General features: G+C 67.6%; 14 protein-coding genes. 1 reads left to right on the forward strand and 13 read right to left on the reverse strand.

The features are described from left to right. Positions 1-77 precede the first annotated feature (77 nt). A complete protein-coding gene (locus AB3147_RS04950; protein ID WP_175123228.1) occupies positions 78-1,013 on the forward strand; it encodes a glycosyltransferase family 2 protein in 936 nt (311 codons plus the stop codon). A gap of 27 nt (positions 1,014-1,040) precedes the next feature. On the opposite strand, the gene AB3147_RS04955 is transcribed toward AB3147_RS04950, so the two are convergent. From AB3147_RS04955 to AB3147_RS05015, 13 genes are all read right to left on the reverse strand, one after another. After that, complete coding sequence (locus AB3147_RS04955; RefSeq protein ID WP_175138827.1) at positions 1,041-1,778, reverse strand: ABC transporter ATP-binding protein; 738 nt, start codon at positions 1,776-1,778, stop codon at positions 1,041-1,043. After that, positions 1,775-3,571 (reverse strand): branched-chain amino acid ABC transporter ATP-binding protein/permease, encoded by a 1,797-nt coding sequence (locus AB3147_RS04960; protein WP_291384050.1) that lies wholly within the window; start codon positions 3,569-3,571, stop codon positions 1,775-1,777. Before AB3147_RS04960 ends, AB3147_RS04955 begins: the two co-directional genes overlap by 4 nt. Further along, a complete protein-coding gene (locus AB3147_RS04965) occupies positions 3,568-4,608 on the reverse strand; it encodes a branched-chain amino acid ABC transporter permease (RefSeq protein WP_175184095.1) in 1,041 nt (346 codons plus the stop codon). The genes AB3147_RS04960 and AB3147_RS04965 overlap by 4 nt, the downstream gene beginning before the upstream one ends. A gap of 176 nt (positions 4,609-4,784) precedes the next feature. Next, positions 4,785-5,936, reverse strand: a complete 1,152-nt coding sequence (locus AB3147_RS04970) for an ABC transporter substrate-binding protein (RefSeq protein ID WP_175123224.1) — start codon at positions 5,934-5,936, stop codon at positions 4,785-4,787. Between the two features lie 166 nt (positions 5,937-6,102). Further along, positions 6,103-6,831 (reverse strand): SDR family NAD(P)-dependent oxidoreductase, encoded by a 729-nt coding sequence (locus tag AB3147_RS04975; RefSeq protein ID WP_175123223.1) that lies wholly within the window; start codon positions 6,829-6,831, stop codon positions 6,103-6,105. A gap of 37 nt (positions 6,832-6,868) precedes the next feature. Beyond that, positions 6,869-7,654: a cyclase family protein gene (locus tag AB3147_RS04980; RefSeq protein ID WP_152383539.1), complete on the reverse strand. Its 786-nt coding sequence runs from the start codon at positions 7,652-7,654 to the stop codon at positions 6,869-6,871. Between the two features lie 49 nt (positions 7,655-7,703). Then, positions 7,704-8,951: an SDR family NAD(P)-dependent oxidoreductase gene (locus AB3147_RS04985; RefSeq protein ID WP_218344929.1), complete on the reverse strand. Its 1,248-nt coding sequence runs from the start codon at positions 8,949-8,951 to the stop codon at positions 7,704-7,706. Continuing rightward, entirely contained in the window at positions 8,948-10,117 is a 1,170-nt protein-coding gene (locus AB3147_RS04990; protein WP_218344928.1) for a thiolase family protein, read from the reverse strand. Before AB3147_RS04990 ends, AB3147_RS04985 begins: the two co-directional genes overlap by 4 nt. Continuing rightward, positions 10,114-11,754 (reverse strand): AMP-binding protein, encoded by a 1,641-nt coding sequence (locus AB3147_RS04995; RefSeq protein ID WP_367351503.1) that lies wholly within the window; start codon positions 11,752-11,754, stop codon positions 10,114-10,116. Before AB3147_RS04995 ends, AB3147_RS04990 begins: the two co-directional genes overlap by 4 nt. Before the next feature lie 9 nt (positions 11,755-11,763). Then, on the reverse strand, positions 11,764-12,255 hold the full coding sequence (locus AB3147_RS05000) for an aromatic-ring-hydroxylating dioxygenase subunit beta (RefSeq protein ID WP_367351504.1): 492 nt from the start codon (positions 12,253-12,255) through the stop codon (positions 11,764-11,766). Further along, positions 12,252-13,571, reverse strand: coding sequence for an aromatic ring-hydroxylating dioxygenase subunit alpha (locus tag AB3147_RS05005; RefSeq protein WP_367351505.1), 1,320 nt, complete (start codon positions 13,569-13,571; stop codon positions 12,252-12,254). The genes AB3147_RS05000 and AB3147_RS05005 overlap by 4 nt, the downstream gene beginning before the upstream one ends. A gap of 19 nt (positions 13,572-13,590) precedes the next feature. Then, complete coding sequence (locus AB3147_RS05010; protein WP_175123217.1) at positions 13,591-14,568, reverse strand: PDR/VanB family oxidoreductase; 978 nt, start codon at positions 14,566-14,568, stop codon at positions 13,591-13,593. A gap of 27 nt (positions 14,569-14,595) precedes the next feature. Beyond that, positions 14,596-16,140, reverse strand: a complete 1,545-nt coding sequence (locus tag AB3147_RS05015; protein ID WP_367351506.1) for an indolepyruvate oxidoreductase subunit beta family protein — start codon at positions 16,138-16,140, stop codon at positions 14,596-14,598. Positions 16,141-16,146: the final 6 nt, after the last annotated feature.

Below are 16,146 nucleotides of genomic sequence, written 5' to 3' on the forward strand. Positions count from 1 at the left end.
ATCCCCTACACTTCAGGCGAAATCATAAGAACCAAGACCGCAGCGGTTTCTGGAAGATCGCAAGGGGCACAGCAGGCATGACCGATACACCGATTTTTTTCACCGTTCTGACGCCGACCTACAACCGGGCAGGAACCCTGCACCGCGTCTACGAATCGCTCTGCCAGCAGACTTTCCGGGATTTTGAATGGGTGGTGGTGGACGACGGCTCCACCGACAACACGCACGAGTCCATCCTGCATTGGCAATCGCTGGCGGATTTTCCGATCCGCTATGTCTGGCAGAACAATCAGCACAAGAAGACCGCCTTCAATCGTGGCGTGCGCGAGGCGCGCGGCCAGATGATCGTGGGCCTGGATAGCGACGACGAAATGCCGCCGGACGCGCTGGCCATTTTCCATGAGGCCTGGAACGCGATTCCGCCCGCGCGCCGCGACTCGTATTTCGCCATTACCGGGCTGTGCGCGCGGCCCGACGGCACCATCGTCGGCGACCGTTATCCGCAGGACGTGTTCGACAGCACCGCCGTCGACGTGTATTTCCGCTACCGCATCAAGGGCGAGAAATTCGGCTGTATGCGCACGGACATCCTGCGCAAGTACCCGTTTCCCGAGGACGTGGCGGGCTTCGTGCCCGAAAGTCTGGTGTGGTGGGCGGTGGCGCGTGCCGGGTATCTCAGCCGCTTCATCAACCGCGTGGTGCGCACCTATCACGACACGCCCGGTGGCCTGAGCCAGGGCGCGGTGTCCGTCAGCAACAACGCCCAGGGCCTGTACCTGCTGGCCTGGGACATGCTGCAGCATCACCTGGAATTCTTCCGCTACCGTCCACGTGAATTCATGATGGCGGCGGCGCGCTACACGCGTTTTCGCCTGCACCTGAAGCATTCGGGCGTGCCGACGGCAGTGCAGGCCTACCGGCTGACCCATCCGGTCGCGACGTTTCTCGTGGCCGTCATGTACCCGCTGGGATATGCGCTGTACCGCCGCGATCGGCGTCGCGGCGTGGCCTGACCCAGCCGGCCGACCCGGCAGCCTGCGTCACGCAGGCGCGCCGTGCCCCAGTCCCAGATAGACCTCCACGACGCGCGGATCCTGCGCCACCTCGGCCGCCGGACCTTCCAGCGTGACCGTTCCGGTTTCCAGCACATAGGCGTAATCGGCCACCTGCAGCGCGGCGCGCGCGTTCTGTTCGATCAAGAGGATGGACACGCCCATCTCGCGCAGCCGCGCGACGATGCGGAACACTTCGCGCACGATGCGCGGCGCCAGCCCCAGGCTGGGTTCGTCCAGCATCAGCAGGCGGGGTTTGGCCATCAGTGCGCGGCCCACGGCCAGCATCTGGCGCTCGCCGCCGGATAGCGTGCCGGCCAATTGCGCGCGCCGTTCCTGCAGCCGGGGAAACAGTTCAAAGACCTCGGCCAGCGTCTGGTCCTGGTCGCGCAGGCCACGGCGATAGCGGTCGAAGGCGCCCAGCATGAGGTTGTCCTCGACCGTCATTTCCGCGAAAAGCTCGCGCTTTTCGGGCACCAGATTCATGCCCGCGGCGACCATTTCCTCGATTTCGGCGTGTTCCTGCGCCTTGCCGCCGAAGGTGATGCCGCCCTGTGACGGCAGCACGCCCATGATGGCCGACAGCAGCGTGGTCTTGCCCGCGCCGTTGGGGCCGATCACGGTCACGATCTGGCCTTCGCCCACTTCCAGGCTGACGCCGGAGACCGCCTCGACCTTGTCGTAGGCCACGCGCAGGTCGCGCACTTGCAGCAGTTTCGCGCTCATTCTTCCACTCCGCCCAGATACGCTTCAAGCACCGCGGGATTCTGCTGGATCTCTGCCGGCAACCCTTCGGCGATCTTTTCGCCGAAGTCCATGACCACCACGCGATCCACCAGCCCCATCACGAAATCCATGTCGTGTTCGACAAGCAGGATGGCCATGCCTTCGGCGCGCAGGCGCTTGAGCAGTTCGGCCAGCTCGCATTTCTCTTGATAGCGCAGGCCGGCCGCGGGTTCGTCCAGCAGCAGGATGCACGGGTCGGACGCCAGCGCGCGCGCGATCTCCAGGATGCGCTGCTGGCCCAGCGCCAGCGAGCCCGCCTCGTCATGCAGATGCTTGCCCAGCCCCACGCGCTCGACCTGACGCGCCGCTTCGGCCAGCAGGCGCGCCTCTTCGGGCCGGTCCAGCCGCCAGGCGGCCGGCAGCACGCCGCGATGCCCGCGCAGGTGCGCGCCGATGGCCACGTTTTCCAGCACGCTCATGCGGCCCAGCAGCCGCACGTGCTGGAACGTGCGCGACAGGCCCAGGCGCGCAATCTTGCGCGCTCCCACGCCGGCCACTGGCTGGCCCAGCAGCGTCACCTGTCCCGACGTCGGCGTGTCCACGCCCGAGATCTGGTTGAACATCGTGCTCTTGCCCGCGCCATTCGGGCCGATCAGCGCCAGCACTTCGCCCGCGCGGATCTCCAGGTTCATGGCGTTGTTGGCCACCAGGCCGCCGAACTTGCGCGTCACGTCCACGGCTTTCAGCACCACCTCGCCGCGCGGCGGCATGGTGCGCCGGGGCAGCGGTTCGGCCGTCATGTCGACATGGCGCGGCTTGCGCTTGACGGGCACCCAGCGCGTCAGCACCGGCCACAGGCCGCTGCGGGCGCGGTGCAGCAGCAGCACCATGCCGAAGCCGAAGACGATCACTTCGAAGTTGCCGGTCTGGCCCAGCACCTTGGGCAGAAGGTCCTGCAGCCATTGCTTGAGCACCGTGAAGACGCCCGCGCCGACCAGCGCGCCCCACACCTGTCCGGCGCCGCCGATGACGGTCATGAACAGGTATTCGATGCCCATCTGCAGGCCGAAGGGGTTGGGGTTCACGAAGCGCTGCATGTGCGCGTACAGCCACCCCGACGCGCAGGCCTGCAGCGCCGCGATGACGAAGATCACCATGCGCGAGCGCGCCGTGTCCACGCCCATGGATTCGGCCATTACGCGCCCGCCCTTGAGCGCGCGGATGGCGCGGCCTTCGCGCGAGTCCAGCAGGTTCTGCGTAGACCACACGGCGACCAGCAGGAAAGCCCAGATCAGGTAGTAGATGTTGCCGCCCTGGTTGAGCGTCCAGCCGAACAGGCTGATGGCCGGAATGTCCGGGATGCCGGTGTGGCCGCCCAGCCCTTCGACCGAGCCGAAGACGAAGTACAGCGACAGGCCCCACGCGATGGTGCCCAGCGGCAGGAAGTGGCCGGACAGCTTCAGCGTGATCGCGCCCAGCAGATAGGCCAGCGCCAGCGTCAGCGCCAGGCCGGCCAGCAGCGTGAGCCAGGGCGACGCGCCCAGCCAGCCGAGCCACGAGGGCAGCGTGTCCGCGCGGGTGGTGAGCAGCGCGGTCGTGTAGGCGCCCACGCCCACGAAGGCAGCCTGGCCGAAGCTGGTCAGGCCGCCGACGCCGGTCAGCAGCACCAGACCCAGCGCCACCAGCGCATACAGGCCGATGTAGTTCAGCAGCGTGACGTAGAACGGCGGCAGCACCAGGGGGCCGAGCGCCAGCAGGGCCAGGAAGGCGAGGAGGATGTGGCGCGGGGTCATTCGTCTTCTTCCTCGACGTGATGGCTGTTGAGTGAACGCCAGAGCAGCACGGGGATGATCAGCGTGAACACGATGATTTCCTTGTAGGCGCTGGCCCAGAACGACGAGAAGGCTTCGATCAGCCCGACCAGCACGGCGCCCGCCGCGGCGAGCGGATAGCTCACCAGCCCGCCGATGATGGCGCCGACGAAGCCTTTCAGGCTGACCATGAAGCCCGAATCGAAATACATGGTGGTGATCGGCGCGATGAGAATGCCGGACACGGTGCCGATCAGCGCCGCCAGAAAGAACGTGGCCTTGCCCGCGAACACGGGCGAGATGCCCATCAGGCGCGCGCCGATGCGGTTGAACGCCGCGGCGCGCAGCGCCTTGCCGTACATCGAGCGTTCAAAGAACTGGTACAGCACGACGATCAGCACCACCGACACCGCCACCACCCACAGCGCCTGGCTGTTCACGTTGACCGGGCCGAGCGTCATGCTGGCGTCGCTGAACGGCGCGGTGCGCGCGCCTTCCGCGCCGAACGCCAGCAGGCCCAGGCCGACCAGCGCCAGGTGGACCGCGATGGATACGATCAGCAGCACCAGCGTCGAGGCCGACGCGATCGGCTGATAGAACAGGCGATAGAGCTGCGGTCCCATCGGCACCAGCAACAGCAATGTCAGCAGCGCCTGCACCGCCATCGGCAGTTGTGCGAGCGGCAGGCGGTACAGCAGCAGCGCCAGCGCCAGCGGATAGATCACCTTGGCCGCCATGCGCCAGTGGGTGCGGCCGCGCGCGGGGCGCTTGCGGCGCGCCATCAGATCGGCGATGACCTCGGCCAGCGCGAACGCAAGCAGCAGCCAGACCAGCAGGATGGGCTTGCCGGCCTGCATGGCGGCCATGGTGAGCGCGCCAAAGGCGACGAACTCGCCCTGCGGGATGAACAGGACGCGGGTGACGGTGAAGACGAGCAGGATGGACAACGCCAGGAGCGCGTAGATGGCGCCATTGGTGATGCCGTCCTGCCCGAGTATCAGAGCAATCTGAGCATTCATGCGAAATTCCGGGTGATACAGAGAAGCACGCCAGGCACCCCCGCTCACATGCGGCGCGGGCGTCGCCAGCAAGCAGGCGCTGCGCGTCCCATCGGGATGCCGCGGATCCGGGCTCCGCCGGTCCGCTGGCATGCCCCCTTGGGGGGAAGCGCGCAGCGCCTCGGGGGGAACCCCTCCTACTTGACCAGGGTCCAGTTGCCGTCCTTGACGGTGATGAGTTCGCGGCCGCGTTCGTCAAAGCCGCTGTGGTCGGCGGCGCTCATGTTGTAGACGCCTTGCGTGCCGACCAGCTCTTTGGTCTGCTCCAGCGCGTCGCGCAGGGCGCTGCGGAACTCCTTGGTGCCCGGCTTGCCGGCCTTCTCGGCGATCGGCACGGCCTTTTCCAGCAGCAGGCCGGCGTCATAGACGTTGGCGCCGAAGGTGGCGGGCTTGGAGCCGTTGAGCTTTTCGTAGGCGGCGATGTACTCGGTGGCCACCTTCTTGGACGGGTTGCTGTCCGGCATTTCCGGCAGCACCAGCATCAGGCTGGCGGCCAGCACCGTGCCTTCGACCTTCTTGCCGCCCAGCTTCAGGAAGTCGGGCAGCGCGGCGCCGTGGGTCTGGTAGAACTTGCCCTTGTAGCCCTGATCGAACAGCGTCGTCTGCGGCAGCACGCTGGCGGCGCCGGGGGCGGCGACCAGCACGGCGTCGGGCTTGGCGGCCAGGATCTTCAGCGCCTGGCCGGTGACCGAGCTGTCAAAGCGCAGGTAGCGTTCGTTGGCGGCGATCTTGATGCCCTTTTCCGCGGCCAGGCCCGAGAACACCTTGTACCAATTCTCGCCATAGGGATCGTTCAGGCCGATGAAGCCGACCGTCTTGATGCCGGTCTTGGCCATGTGGTCCACCAGCGCGCGCGCGATGATGTCGTCGTTCTGCGTGGTCTTGAACACCCACTTCTTCTGGTCGTTCATCGGCAGCACCACCGCGGCGGTGCCCACCGGCGCCAGCATCGGCACGCCGGCCTCGGCCGCGAACTGGATCACGCCCATGGCGTTGGGCGAGCCCGACGGCCCGATCAGCGCATCCACGTTCTGCTCCGAGATCAGCTTCTTGAAGGCCGTGACCGAGTTCGTGGAATCGCTGGCGTCGTCCAGCGAGATGTATTCCACGGTCAGGTCGCCGATCTTCTTGGGCAGCAGCGGCACCGTGTTCTTCTGCGGAATCCCGACCAGCGCGGTGGGGCCGGTGGACGAGGTGACCACGCCGACCTTGACTTGCGCCAGGGCGGGCAGGGCGAACAGGGTGGCGATGGCGGCGGCAGCGGCCAGGGGGAGTTTCTTCGACAGCATGGCAAAACCTCCGGGGTAGGGAGCAGAGTGGGAGTGCGGCTGGAAAGCGGAGAAAACGGGAACTGCGGGAATACTTGTTGCTTAAACTTTCTTACGTTCAAGGATCAGCACTGTAGACCCGGGTCCCGGTGCTTACCTATCCGTCAAAACCCGAAGCGCGGGGCGGTCAGATGGTGATGGAGCTGACGCTGGCGCCGCCGCAGACGAACAGCGTCTGGCCGGTGACGAAGCTGTTGGCGGGATCCGCGAAGAACATGACGGCGCGCGCCACGTCGTCCGAACGGCCCAGGCGCTTGACCGGAATGCCCTCGGCAAGCTGGCGTTCGCGTTCGCTGCCGGCCTCGATCACCTCGTAGAACATGTCGGTCTGGATCGGGCCGGGCGCCACCACGTTGACGGTGATGCCGTATGGCGCCAGTTCCAGCGACCAGGTGCGGGCCATGCCCACCATGCCGGCCTTGGTGGCCGAATAGGCGGTGCGCGTGGGCAGGCCCAGCGCGCCGCGCGACGACATCATCACGATGCGGCCGAACTTGCGTTCCTGCATGCCCGGCAGGGCGGCCTGCACCAGGCTGATGGCGGCGCCCAGATGGATCTGCGTCAGACCATGGAGCTCTTCCTGCGTGACCTGCGGCAGCAGATTCGGCCAGATCACGCCGGCGTTGTGGATAACGTGGCTGATCGGAAATTGGGCGGCGGCTTCGGCGCCCGCCTGCGCGGTCGCGGTGGCGTCCAGCAGGTCGACCTGCACGTTGTGCAGGCGCGGATGCGAGAAGTCCGCGGCGCGGCGCGCCATCGAGATCACCTCGTAGCCCGCGTCCAGCATGCTGCGGCAGATTTCCGCCCCGATGCCGGCGCTGCCGCCGGTCACGATGGCCACATGGGTTTGCGTCATGGTTCCCCCTTGATTTATTGGTATGGTCCGGCCGCGATCAGGCCGTGGGCGCCAGCGCCAGCACGCGCAGCGGACTGCCCGAGCCGCTGCGGATCTTGAGCGGCGCCGAGAAGATCACCGCGCCGGTGGCCGGCAGCTGGTCCAGGTTGGTCAGGCACTGCAGGCCGTAGCGGTTGTTGCCGTGCATGTAGTAGTGGCAGGGGTAGGGCGGATCCAGGTGCTGGGCTTGTCCCGCGTCCGTGCCCACCGACTCGGTGCCGAACCCGTGCACGTCGCGCTCCTTGATGAGCCAGGGCACGACCTCGGCATCCGGCCCGGGAGAATGCGCGCCGTCAGCCTGCATGTTCAGGTAGTCGGCGGGTTTGGCGCGCTTGGACCAGTCGGTGCGCATCAGCACCCACGACCTTGCGGGGATGCGGCCGTGCTGTTCTTCCCATTTCTTGACGAAGTCGATGGTCAGCAAAAAGTCCGGATTGCCGGCCGCTTCGGCGGAACAGTCGATCACGCAGGCGCTGGCGATGAAGGCGTCGATGGGAATCGTGTCCACCGTGTTGTCCGGCTGGTCCTTGCCCGTGACCCAGTGCGCGGGGGCGTCGAAGTGCGTTCCGGTGTGTTCCGAGCACGAGAAGTTGTTCCAGTACCAGGCCGGCCCGCGCTCGTCATAGCGCGAGATTTCCTCGATCCGGAACGGCCACGCCTGGCCGAATTCCGGTGGCAGCACGATGGTGGGAAACTCCGGCGTCAGCGTCTCGGTCAGGTCCACCAGGCGGATGCGGCCAGAGACCAGCTCGGTCATGAATTGGGCAAGAATGGGTTGACTCACGGTGCTCTCCTGTTGGTGCTTGTTGGGGGACGACGCGCGGGGCAGGCGGTCAGCCGCCCGCGCCCAGCTCCCGTTCCAGTCCCTTCGGGTTCTCGGCCAGCCGCGCGCGGAATTCCTGCGCAACGTCGCCCACGTACACGTCTTCGATACCGTCCTTCAACGCGCGCACAATCGCGGCGGCGATCGCAGCCGGCGCCACGCGCGGCGGCGGCGTGCGCTGTTCCCATTCGTGATCGACCGGGCCGGGAAACACGTTCACCACCCGCACGCCCGCGCCACGCATTTCGGCACGCAGGCATTGCGCCAGCGATAGCGCGGCGGCCTTGGACGCGGACCACATGCCGCGCGATGGCAAGTTCATGTGCGCGTAGATCGACAGTACGTTGACCCACGCGGCGGCGTTGTTCACGCCGTCGGCGGCGCGGCCGCACAGCGCGGGGCCGAAGCTCTGCGCCAGCCGCATCAGGCCCAGTACGTTGACGTCCATCGCGTCGCGCGCGGTGTTCACGTCCTTGCGGCTAAGCAGTCCGCCTTCGCGCTCCAGGTCCGCCGTGTTCACCAGGATCTCGACCTTGCCGCCGATGGAAGCTGCCACGCGTTCGACGGAATCGGTGTCGGTCACGTCCAGCGTCACCGCCTGCACGCGCGGATCGGCCGCCAGCGCGTCAAACGCGGCGTCGCGCTTCCAGGCCTGCGGATCGCCCAGAAAGATCATCGGGCTGCCCGCGTCAAGCAGCGCGCGCGCCACGGCCTGACCGACGGCCGACTTGCCGTCCGTGACCAGCACGCGGCGGAATTTCGGATCGCACGAGGTCTCGCGCAGTGTCTTGTCGTCTTCCATGTTCGGCGTATTCCTTTCGGGCAGGGCGATCATCACGGCCTGGCCGCTGCGGTCCAGTTTCAAGGCGAGGCGCACACGCGCGCCATCGGCGCAATCCTGGTGGACGTGCGCCACGACGGACGGACCGGCGTCCATCCGCACCGTGCCCACGCGCCAGGGCAGGCGTTCGCGGAAATACAGGTCGTTGCTGTGATGCAGCGTGGTGCTGACCAGCAGCACGCCGTTCGGATCGGCGGGCCGCCACGGCAGGTGTTCCGACAGGCAATGGCCGCAGACCTCGCGCGGCGGGTACTGCACGGTGCCGCACTCGGCGCAGGTCTGCAGATCGAAACGCCCTTCGGCGGCGGCAGCGGTCAGCCCCAGCGCGCTGCGGCTGCGCGAGCCCGGCGGCAGCGTGGGCTGCCGGGTGCGCGCGACAGGATTCTTGCGAGGCGGCTTGGCCAGCGGCTCGGTCATGCGTCGCTCCTTGCCAGGATGGCCGCGGCCGTGCACAGCCCGCGGTCGTAATTGATCATGCCGAAGCCGCTCACCATGCCCAGCTTCGCATCGCTGACCTGCGTGCCGCCGGCCGTGCCGGTCAACTGGCGCAGCGCCTCGACCATGCCCAGATAGCCGCCGGCCGCGCCGGCCTGGCCGACCGACAACTGGCCGCCATTGGTGTTGAACGGAAAGCTGCCGTCCACGGTAAAGCTGTTGTCCCGCACGAATTGCGGCGCGGCGCCTTTTTCGCAGAAGCCCAGATCTTCCATCTGCATCAGGTTGATGACGGGATAGTCGTCGTAGGCCTGCAGGAAGTCCATGTCGGCCGGCGCGGCATTGGCTTGCCCGTACAGCTCGTCCACGTCCATGGTCCAGCCTCCCCGCGTCTGGATCGGATCGTCGATCCAGGCGTTGTGGCGCTCGATGGTCGACAGGATGCGCGCGTAAGGAAGCTTCAGCGCGCGGGCGCGGTCCTCGCTCATGACCAGGAATGCGTCGGCCCCGGCGCACGGCATGACGCAGTCGAACAGGTGGATCGGCTCGGTGATGACGCGCGCGTCCAGATACTGCGCCAGCGTCAGCGGCTTTTTCATCAGCGCGTGCGGATAGCGCAGGGCGTTGTCGCGCTGGGCCACGCAGAGCTTGCCGAAGTCTTCGCGCGTGGCGCCCGTCTCGCGCATGTAGTTGGCGGTCAGCAGGGCAAAGCTGGCGTTCGGGCCGCCCGCGCCGTACGGGTAGACGGCGTCCTGCGCAAAGCGCGAGAACTGGCTGACCGTGTTGCGGAACGAGTCCACGTGGTTCGTGTCGCCGGCCAGGCAGGCCACGACGTTGGCATCGCCCGCCTGCACGGCGCGCGCCGCACGGCGCAGCGCGGCCACGCCGCTCGCGCCGCCCATCGGAATGTGATCGAGCCAGCGCGGCGTCATGCCCAGATGCTGGACCAGACCGACCGCGGTGTCGGGAGCAAGCGTGAAGCTGGACACGCACAGGCCGTCGACGTCGGTCTTGGCCAACCCGGACTGCCGGATCAGCGCGCCCAGCGCGCGGCCCAGCCACCAGTGCGCGGCGTGCGTGGAATAGCGTTCGTACGGAATCGTGACGGGCAGGGCCGCCACCACGCCGTCGTAGCCCAGGCGGCTCATCGGTGGGCCCCTTCGGCCGGACGCTTCTTCAGGTGGCAGGTGTCCACGCAGCGCGCCGTGCCCGGCAGGCCGGGCGCCAGCGCCTTCATTTCGCCGCGCTGGATCTTGTTGGTGGTGGTGAGCGGCAGGCTGTCCACGAACGCGACATAGCCGGGCGCCTTGTAGTAGGCCAGCTGCGACAGCGACCATTGCACGATGCTGCGCGCGGCCTCGGCCATCGCATCCGCGTCGGCGGGTGCGGCCTCGGGCACCACGCACGCCAGCACTTCGTCGCCGCGCACCGGATCCGGCACGGCGGCCACCGCCACGGCCTTGACCAGCGGATGCTGCATCAGCACGCTCTCCACTTCCACGGCCGAGATGTTCTCGCCGCTGCGGCGGATCACGTTCTTCTTGCGGTCCACGAAGCGCAGCGCGCCGTCGGCCTCGCGGCGCACGATGTCGCCGGTGTGGAACCAGCCGCCTTCCCAGGCTTCGTTGGTGGCGGCCTCGTCCTTCAGGTAGCCGGCAAAAAAGCCATAGCGCGGATCTTCCCCGGCATGGCGCACCAGCAGTTCGCCCGGCTCGCCAATGGCGGCCGGTTCACCCGCGTCGGTCACAATGCGCACCTCGACGTCAGCTTCCTCGCAGCCGAAGCTGCTGGTGCCGACGTGGCGCGGTTCCTGATTGGCGATGATGACGGCGCCCGCGCCGGTCTCGGTCATGGCCCAGGCTTCCAGCAGCGGAAAGCCGAAGCGCGCCTCGAAGGGCGCATGCAGCTTGCGGTCCACGCCCGCGCCGAAGCCGAAGCGGATGGCGGGCTGCAGATCCTGCGGGGTGGGCTCGGCCTTCATCAGAATGGCGGGCATGACGCCCAGATAGTGCAGCACGGTGGCGCGCGATTCGCGCACGCTGTCCCACCACGAGCGCGGGTGGAAGCGGTCCAGCGGAATCAGGCAGCCGCCCGTCAGCACCATCGCCATCGCCGAATACGCCATGGCGTTCATGTGCACCAGCGGCAGCGGCGTCAGCATGCGTTCCTGTCCCGGCCGCAACGCCGCAAGCCCGCCAATGCGTGCGTACCAGCCGCCCGCGTGCAGGAAATAGCGGTTGGGCAGGATGCAGCCTTTCGGCCGGCCGGTCGTGCCGGACGTGTAGAGCAGCGCGCACTCGGTCAGTTCCGACAGCGCCGTGCCTTGCAATGGCGCCGGGAACGGCGCGGCGGGCGGCGCATCGTCCGGCCCCATCACACGCAGCTCGCGGCCCGCGCGTTGCGCGGCGGCCAGCAGGTCCGCGTGGCGGCCGGGCAGGGCGACCGCCAACGCGATCTCGGAGTGGCCAGCCAGGTATTCCAGTTCGGCGGCGCGCAGGTCCGGGTTGATCGGCACGACCGACACCCCCAGCGCGTTCAGCGCGAACCAGTGCAGGAAGAAGGCGGGCCGGTTCTCCAGCAGCAGCCCCGCGCGGTGTCCATGGCCGTAGCCCGCGGCGGCATATGCGGCGCGTAGCGTCTCGATGACGTCGGCCGCTGCGGCGTAGGTCAGTTCCCCCGCAGCGATGCCATAGGCCTCGGCGGTTTCGGGCAGGATGCACAGGAACGGCTGGCCGCCGTGGCGGGACGCAGTGTCGGCAAATGCCTGGTGGACGGTGGCGGTCACGGTCCGCTCCTACATGAACAGTTGGATGTTGCCGAACGCAGCGTCGCAGTTGACGAGGTCCACGCGTTTCAAGCGAATGCGCAGCGCGCCGTCCTGCTCCACCAGGTGATGCGTCGCCCAGCCCGCATACAGCGTCTGCGCGTCCTGCCGCGTCTCGACGTAATGGAAGGCGGTGCGCACGACGTGACGCCCCTCGGATGGCGCGGCCTCCGGGTGGTCATGTTCGACCGTGGGCGCCTGCAGCAGATGATGGCAGCGGCTCTTGGGCTGCTGCGAAAACGTGCGCTGGCCCGCCAGCCGCTCCACACGTACGCGCAGCAGCAGCTTGTCTTCATACATCAGCGACGCATGCAGCTTCGCATCGGTCTGGCCGTGCGCCAGCGGCATCCAGTAGTAGCCGTCCTCGGTGTACAGGTCCAGCCAGTCCTCAAAGCGCAGCTCATCCAGCAGGCGCGCCTCGGCGTAGACAAAATTGATCAACTCGCGGTCGCTTGCGCTCATACCGACTCCGGTCCGGTCATGTAGCGGCCCCATGCGCGATATTGGTTGCGCATCTGCCATTCGTTGGTGCCATTGGTGACGACGTTCTTCTGGTCCTGCTCGCCAGGCGCGTAGAGCCGTCCCACGTTCACCCAGTCCCGCGCACGCGAATGCAGGCCGTCCTGCGCGCGTTCGTACATTTCCAGGTCGTCGTGGCCGACCACGGACGTCGGCGCGTTGATGAGCCGGTTGTACATGAGGGTGCGTTCCAGCAGCAGGTCCGGCGCGCCCACCAGGCGGAAGGTCCAGGACTCCACCAGCGTGCGGTCCGCGGCAATCGGCTTGAAGATCCGCAGCGTCTGAATCGGACCCTTGACCATGATGTTGGGGAAGTAGACGGTGTTGTGGCGCACGTCGCCCAGGATCTGCTTGGCGCGGTCCTCGCCGTAAGCCTCGACCATCGACTCCCAGTAGCCGGGAATGCCGGAGTACGACGCGTGGATCGAGTCCGACACGCCCGTATGCCCGTGGCCGTTTTCCCAGACGCGGATCCCCATGTTCTCGAAGAACTCGTACGGCGAGATGAACGGCGCGAACAGTTCCACCGCCATCGGCTTGGGTGTGCCCTGGGGCGCCTGTTCCCAGACCTTGACGGCCGTGCCCGCCGACGATTCGTGCGCGACCATCGGATGGCAGGTGTCGGTCTGATTGTCGACCAGCATCTTCCAATTGCAGCGGTGCATGTAGCGCAGCACGCCGCCCGCGACTTCCAGGCGGCCTTCGGGCGACCGGTCCACCATGTTGTCCAGCGTGGACAGCGAGTCGCCGAAGAATTCCTCGAACGACTGGCCCTCGGGATTCAAGCGGCAGAACACGAAGCCGCGATGGTTGCGCACGTCTTTGACGGCGGCCATGCCCTGGCTGGCTTCGCAGTTTTCCAGGCCGGTATTCTCGTAGCCCTTTTTCAGCGGGATCGACAGCAGGCTGCCGTCGGTCTTGAAGGTCCAGGCGTGATAAGGACAGCGAAAGAACTTGCCCGTGTTGCCGCAGGCCTCGCCCGCGACCATGGTGCCCTTGTGCGGGCAGCGGTTGTGCAGCACGCGCACCGTCTTGTCGCTGTGGCGCACCATCACCACGGGCTGGTTGCCGACGGTGGTGGTGATGTAGTCGCCGGCGTTGGGCACCTGGCTGTCGTGGCCGACGAAGACCCAGGTGTTGGCGTACAGGCGCTCCATTTCCAGGTCGAACAGTTCCTGGTCGATGAAGAGGTCCTTGTGCACCTCGGTGTCGCGGAGCAGCGCGCGGATGGCGTCGGGATTGTCGCGGTATTTGGCCATGATGGCTTCCTCGTCGGGCTTACAGGTCCAGCACCAGGCGCGCGGACTTGGCGCGCGAGATGCAGATCTGGATGATCTTGCCGCTGGCCTTCTCGGTATCGGACAGGTAGTAGTCGCGGTGATCGGGCTCGCCTTCCAGCACGGTGGCCTGGCAGACGCCGCATTCGCCGCGCTTGCAGTCGTACATCGGGTCGCAGCCTTCGTCTTCCATGACCTCGACGATGGTCTTGTCGGCGGGAATCGTCAGCACGCGGCCGGACTGGCGCAGTTCGACCTCGAAGGCCTGGTCGCCGGCCTGCGCGGCGGCCGTGGTGAAGAGTTCGAAATGGATGTGGGCGTCGGGCCAGTGGCGCGCGTGCGCGCCCTGGATGACGGCGTCGATCAGGCCCTTCGGGCCACAGACATACAGGTGCTGGCGCGGGTTGGACGCGGCAAGCAGCGCCTGCAGATCGAACCGGCAGGACGGATCGTCGTCGGCGTGCAGCGTCAGGTCGCCGCCCGCCAGCGCCTGCAGTTCAGGCAGGAAGGCAAGCTGGTCCTTGCTGCGGCCGCAGTAGTGCAGATGGAAGGCGCGGCCGGCGGACTTGAGCGCGGCGGCCATGGACGCGATGGGCGTGATGCCGATGCCGCCTGCGATCAGCACGACCGGCTCATCGCCCGCGGGGGATTCATGCAGCGGAAAGTCGTTTTTGGGGCCTTCCACGGTCAGGACGTCGCCCTCGGCCAGCGCGTGCATGTGGCGCGATCCGCCCTGACTGGGGTCTTCCAGCCGCACGCCCAGGCGATATTCCGCCGGCTCGGCAAAGCGGCCGGCTTCGGGCGCCAACTGCACCAGCGAATAGCAGCGCGGATCGCGCAGGCCCGGCACCGTCACCTTCAGGTGCGCGCCGGGGCCAAACGCGGGCAACGTGCCGCCGTCTTCGCGCGCCAGCCGGAACGAGCGGATCAGCGGTGATTCCTGCCGGACTTCCCGGACGATCAGTTTGAGTGTCTGCACGATGTCTGTCTCTTTCTGGTGGCGGCCTCAGGCGGCCAGTTTTTCCGCGATCTGGCGTTCCATGGGCTCGCACTTCACGTTGGCGAGCGCCGTGTCGCGCAACGCGCGCAGCGCGTCGGCGGCATCGGGGCGGCCAACCAGCTGGTCGGCGGCCGCGATGAGCTGCCGGTACTTGCCGCCGCCGCGCACATGGGTGTCGCTGTAGCCCTTGACCAGGCGGCGGCAGTTGACGGTTTCGACGGCCAATGCGTAGTCGCGCGGGGCCAGCCGCGCCACCAGCGCCAGCCACGATTCCAGCGATTCGGTTTCGATCTGATGGCGCAGCGTGCTGCGGCGGAAGCGCCGCATGCCGGCCAGTGTGTACAGCATCAGGAATCCGCCCAGCGTGCCGCTGCGCAGGCGGCGGCCCTTGCCGAGCCGGCGTTCGACGAAGCCGCCGAAGGCCTTGGAGTTTTCCAGCCAGCGGCCCAGCCGCACCGGCAGCGTGCCGCAGATTTCTTCCAGCCGGGGATGCATGAATTCGGTCGTGTCGACGAGCTGGTCGGCACGCGCGCCGACTTCCGTGCGCACGCGGTCAAAGCGCGTGCCGCGGGTCTTCAGGTCCGCCACGCGGATCACGTCGTCGTAGGCCATGGCGGTGGTCACGTAACGCGCCGCGGCGCAGGTCAGCGCCCATTGGTGCGCGTCGCCGCCGTGCTGCGCATCCAGGTCGCGGATGGCCTTCATGCGGCGCAAGTAGTCTTCGGCGTAGGGCAGATCCTGGAATTCGATCTGGCGGCGCACGCCGGCGGTCAGCATGGGCTGGGCACAGGCGGGGAAATCGCGCCGGATGGCGTCCAGCAAGGCCTGCGCGCGCGGGCTGGCGGCGCGCTCGGGTACGTCCGGAACGGGGCGCGTCAGGTCGATGGCGGCAGGCTGCCCGGGCGCCGAGTTGGCCGACTCGAAACCCAGCGCAAAGGCGCGCAGGCTGGCGTCCACGCCCAGGCCCGCGCGGCGCACGGTGGCCTCGAAGTCGTCACGGGTGAAGGGCAGGGCGCCGCTGCCGGCCACCGCGCCAAACAGGCTGGCGCTGATGACGCTGCCGGCGCGGTCGGCCAGGTCCTGCAGATCAAAACACAGGAAACGCTGGGCCGCCGTGCGGCCCGCTTCCAGCACCTTGTTGGGATCGGCGATGCCGTTGCCGGGCGCGGACTTCTCGCTGACCGCAAAACTGCGGTGCGACGACGCGATCAGGACCGTGCGGTCCGGCGTCACGAGGCCGCGCTGGATGGCCCGGCCGCCTTCCATCAGTTCGGCCGCCACCACCAGGTCCACGTCGCCCGGCGTGGGCATCAGCGCCAGCGCGGGTTGGCGGCCGGCGCGCTGCACATCGGCCTCGGGCAGCAGTTCCAGGTAGTAGATCGTGGCGCCCGTGCGCTGCGCCACGCCGGGCACCGAGGTGGTCTGCGCCCACCAGCCGGCGTGTTCGGCCATGTCGACGATCCAGTCGGCCAGCACGCCGCCGCCCTGGCCGCCCATGGCCAGGATCGCGATCTTGATGGGGTTGCCTTGCTGCATCACCGCCGCGTTCATGTTGCT

This window comes from Achromobacter animicus (assembly GCF_040775605.1).
In the GTDB taxonomy this organism is placed as follows: domain Bacteria; phylum Pseudomonadota; class Gammaproteobacteria; order Burkholderiales; family Burkholderiaceae_B; genus Achromobacter; species Achromobacter animicus.

Excerpts from the sequence above, each read along its gene's own strand:
- AB3147_RS04970 (WP_175123224.1), bottom strand. The coding sequence starts at position 5,936 with ATGCTGTCGAAGAAACTCCCCCTGGCCGCTGCCGCCGCCATCGCCACC.
- AB3147_RS04960 (WP_291384050.1), bottom strand. The coding sequence starts at position 3,571 with ATGACCCCGCGCCACATCCTCCTCGCCTTCCTGGCCCTGCTGGCGCTC.
- AB3147_RS05005 (WP_367351505.1), bottom strand. The coding sequence starts at position 13,571 with ATGGCCAAATACCGCGACAATCCCGACGCCATCCGCGCGCTGCTCCGC.
- AB3147_RS04950 (WP_175123228.1), top strand. The coding sequence starts at position 78 with ATGACCGATACACCGATTTTTTTCACCGTTCTGACGCCGACCTACAAC.
- AB3147_RS05015 (WP_367351506.1), bottom strand. The coding sequence starts at position 16,140 with ATGAACGCGGCGGTGATGCAGCAAGGCAACCCCATCAAGATCGCGATC.
- AB3147_RS05000 (WP_367351504.1), bottom strand. The coding sequence starts at position 12,255 with ATGAGCGCAAGCGACCGCGAGTTGATCAATTTTGTCTACGCCGAGGCG.
- AB3147_RS04975 (WP_175123223.1), bottom strand. The coding sequence starts at position 6,831 with ATGACGCAAACCCATGTGGCCATCGTGACCGGCGGCAGCGCCGGCATC.
- AB3147_RS04955 (WP_175138827.1), bottom strand. The coding sequence starts at position 1,778 with ATGAGCGCGAAACTGCTGCAAGTGCGCGACCTGCGCGTGGCCTACGAC.
- AB3147_RS04965 (WP_175184095.1), bottom strand. The coding sequence starts at position 4,608 with ATGAATGCTCAGATTGCTCTGATACTCGGGCAGGACGGCATCACCAAT.
- AB3147_RS04990 (WP_218344928.1), bottom strand. The coding sequence starts at position 10,117 with ATGAGCCGCCTGGGCTACGACGGCGTGGTGGCGGCCCTGCCCGTCACG.
- AB3147_RS04985 (WP_218344929.1), bottom strand. The coding sequence starts at position 8,951 with ATGACCGAGCCGCTGGCCAAGCCGCCTCGCAAGAATCCTGTCGCGCGC.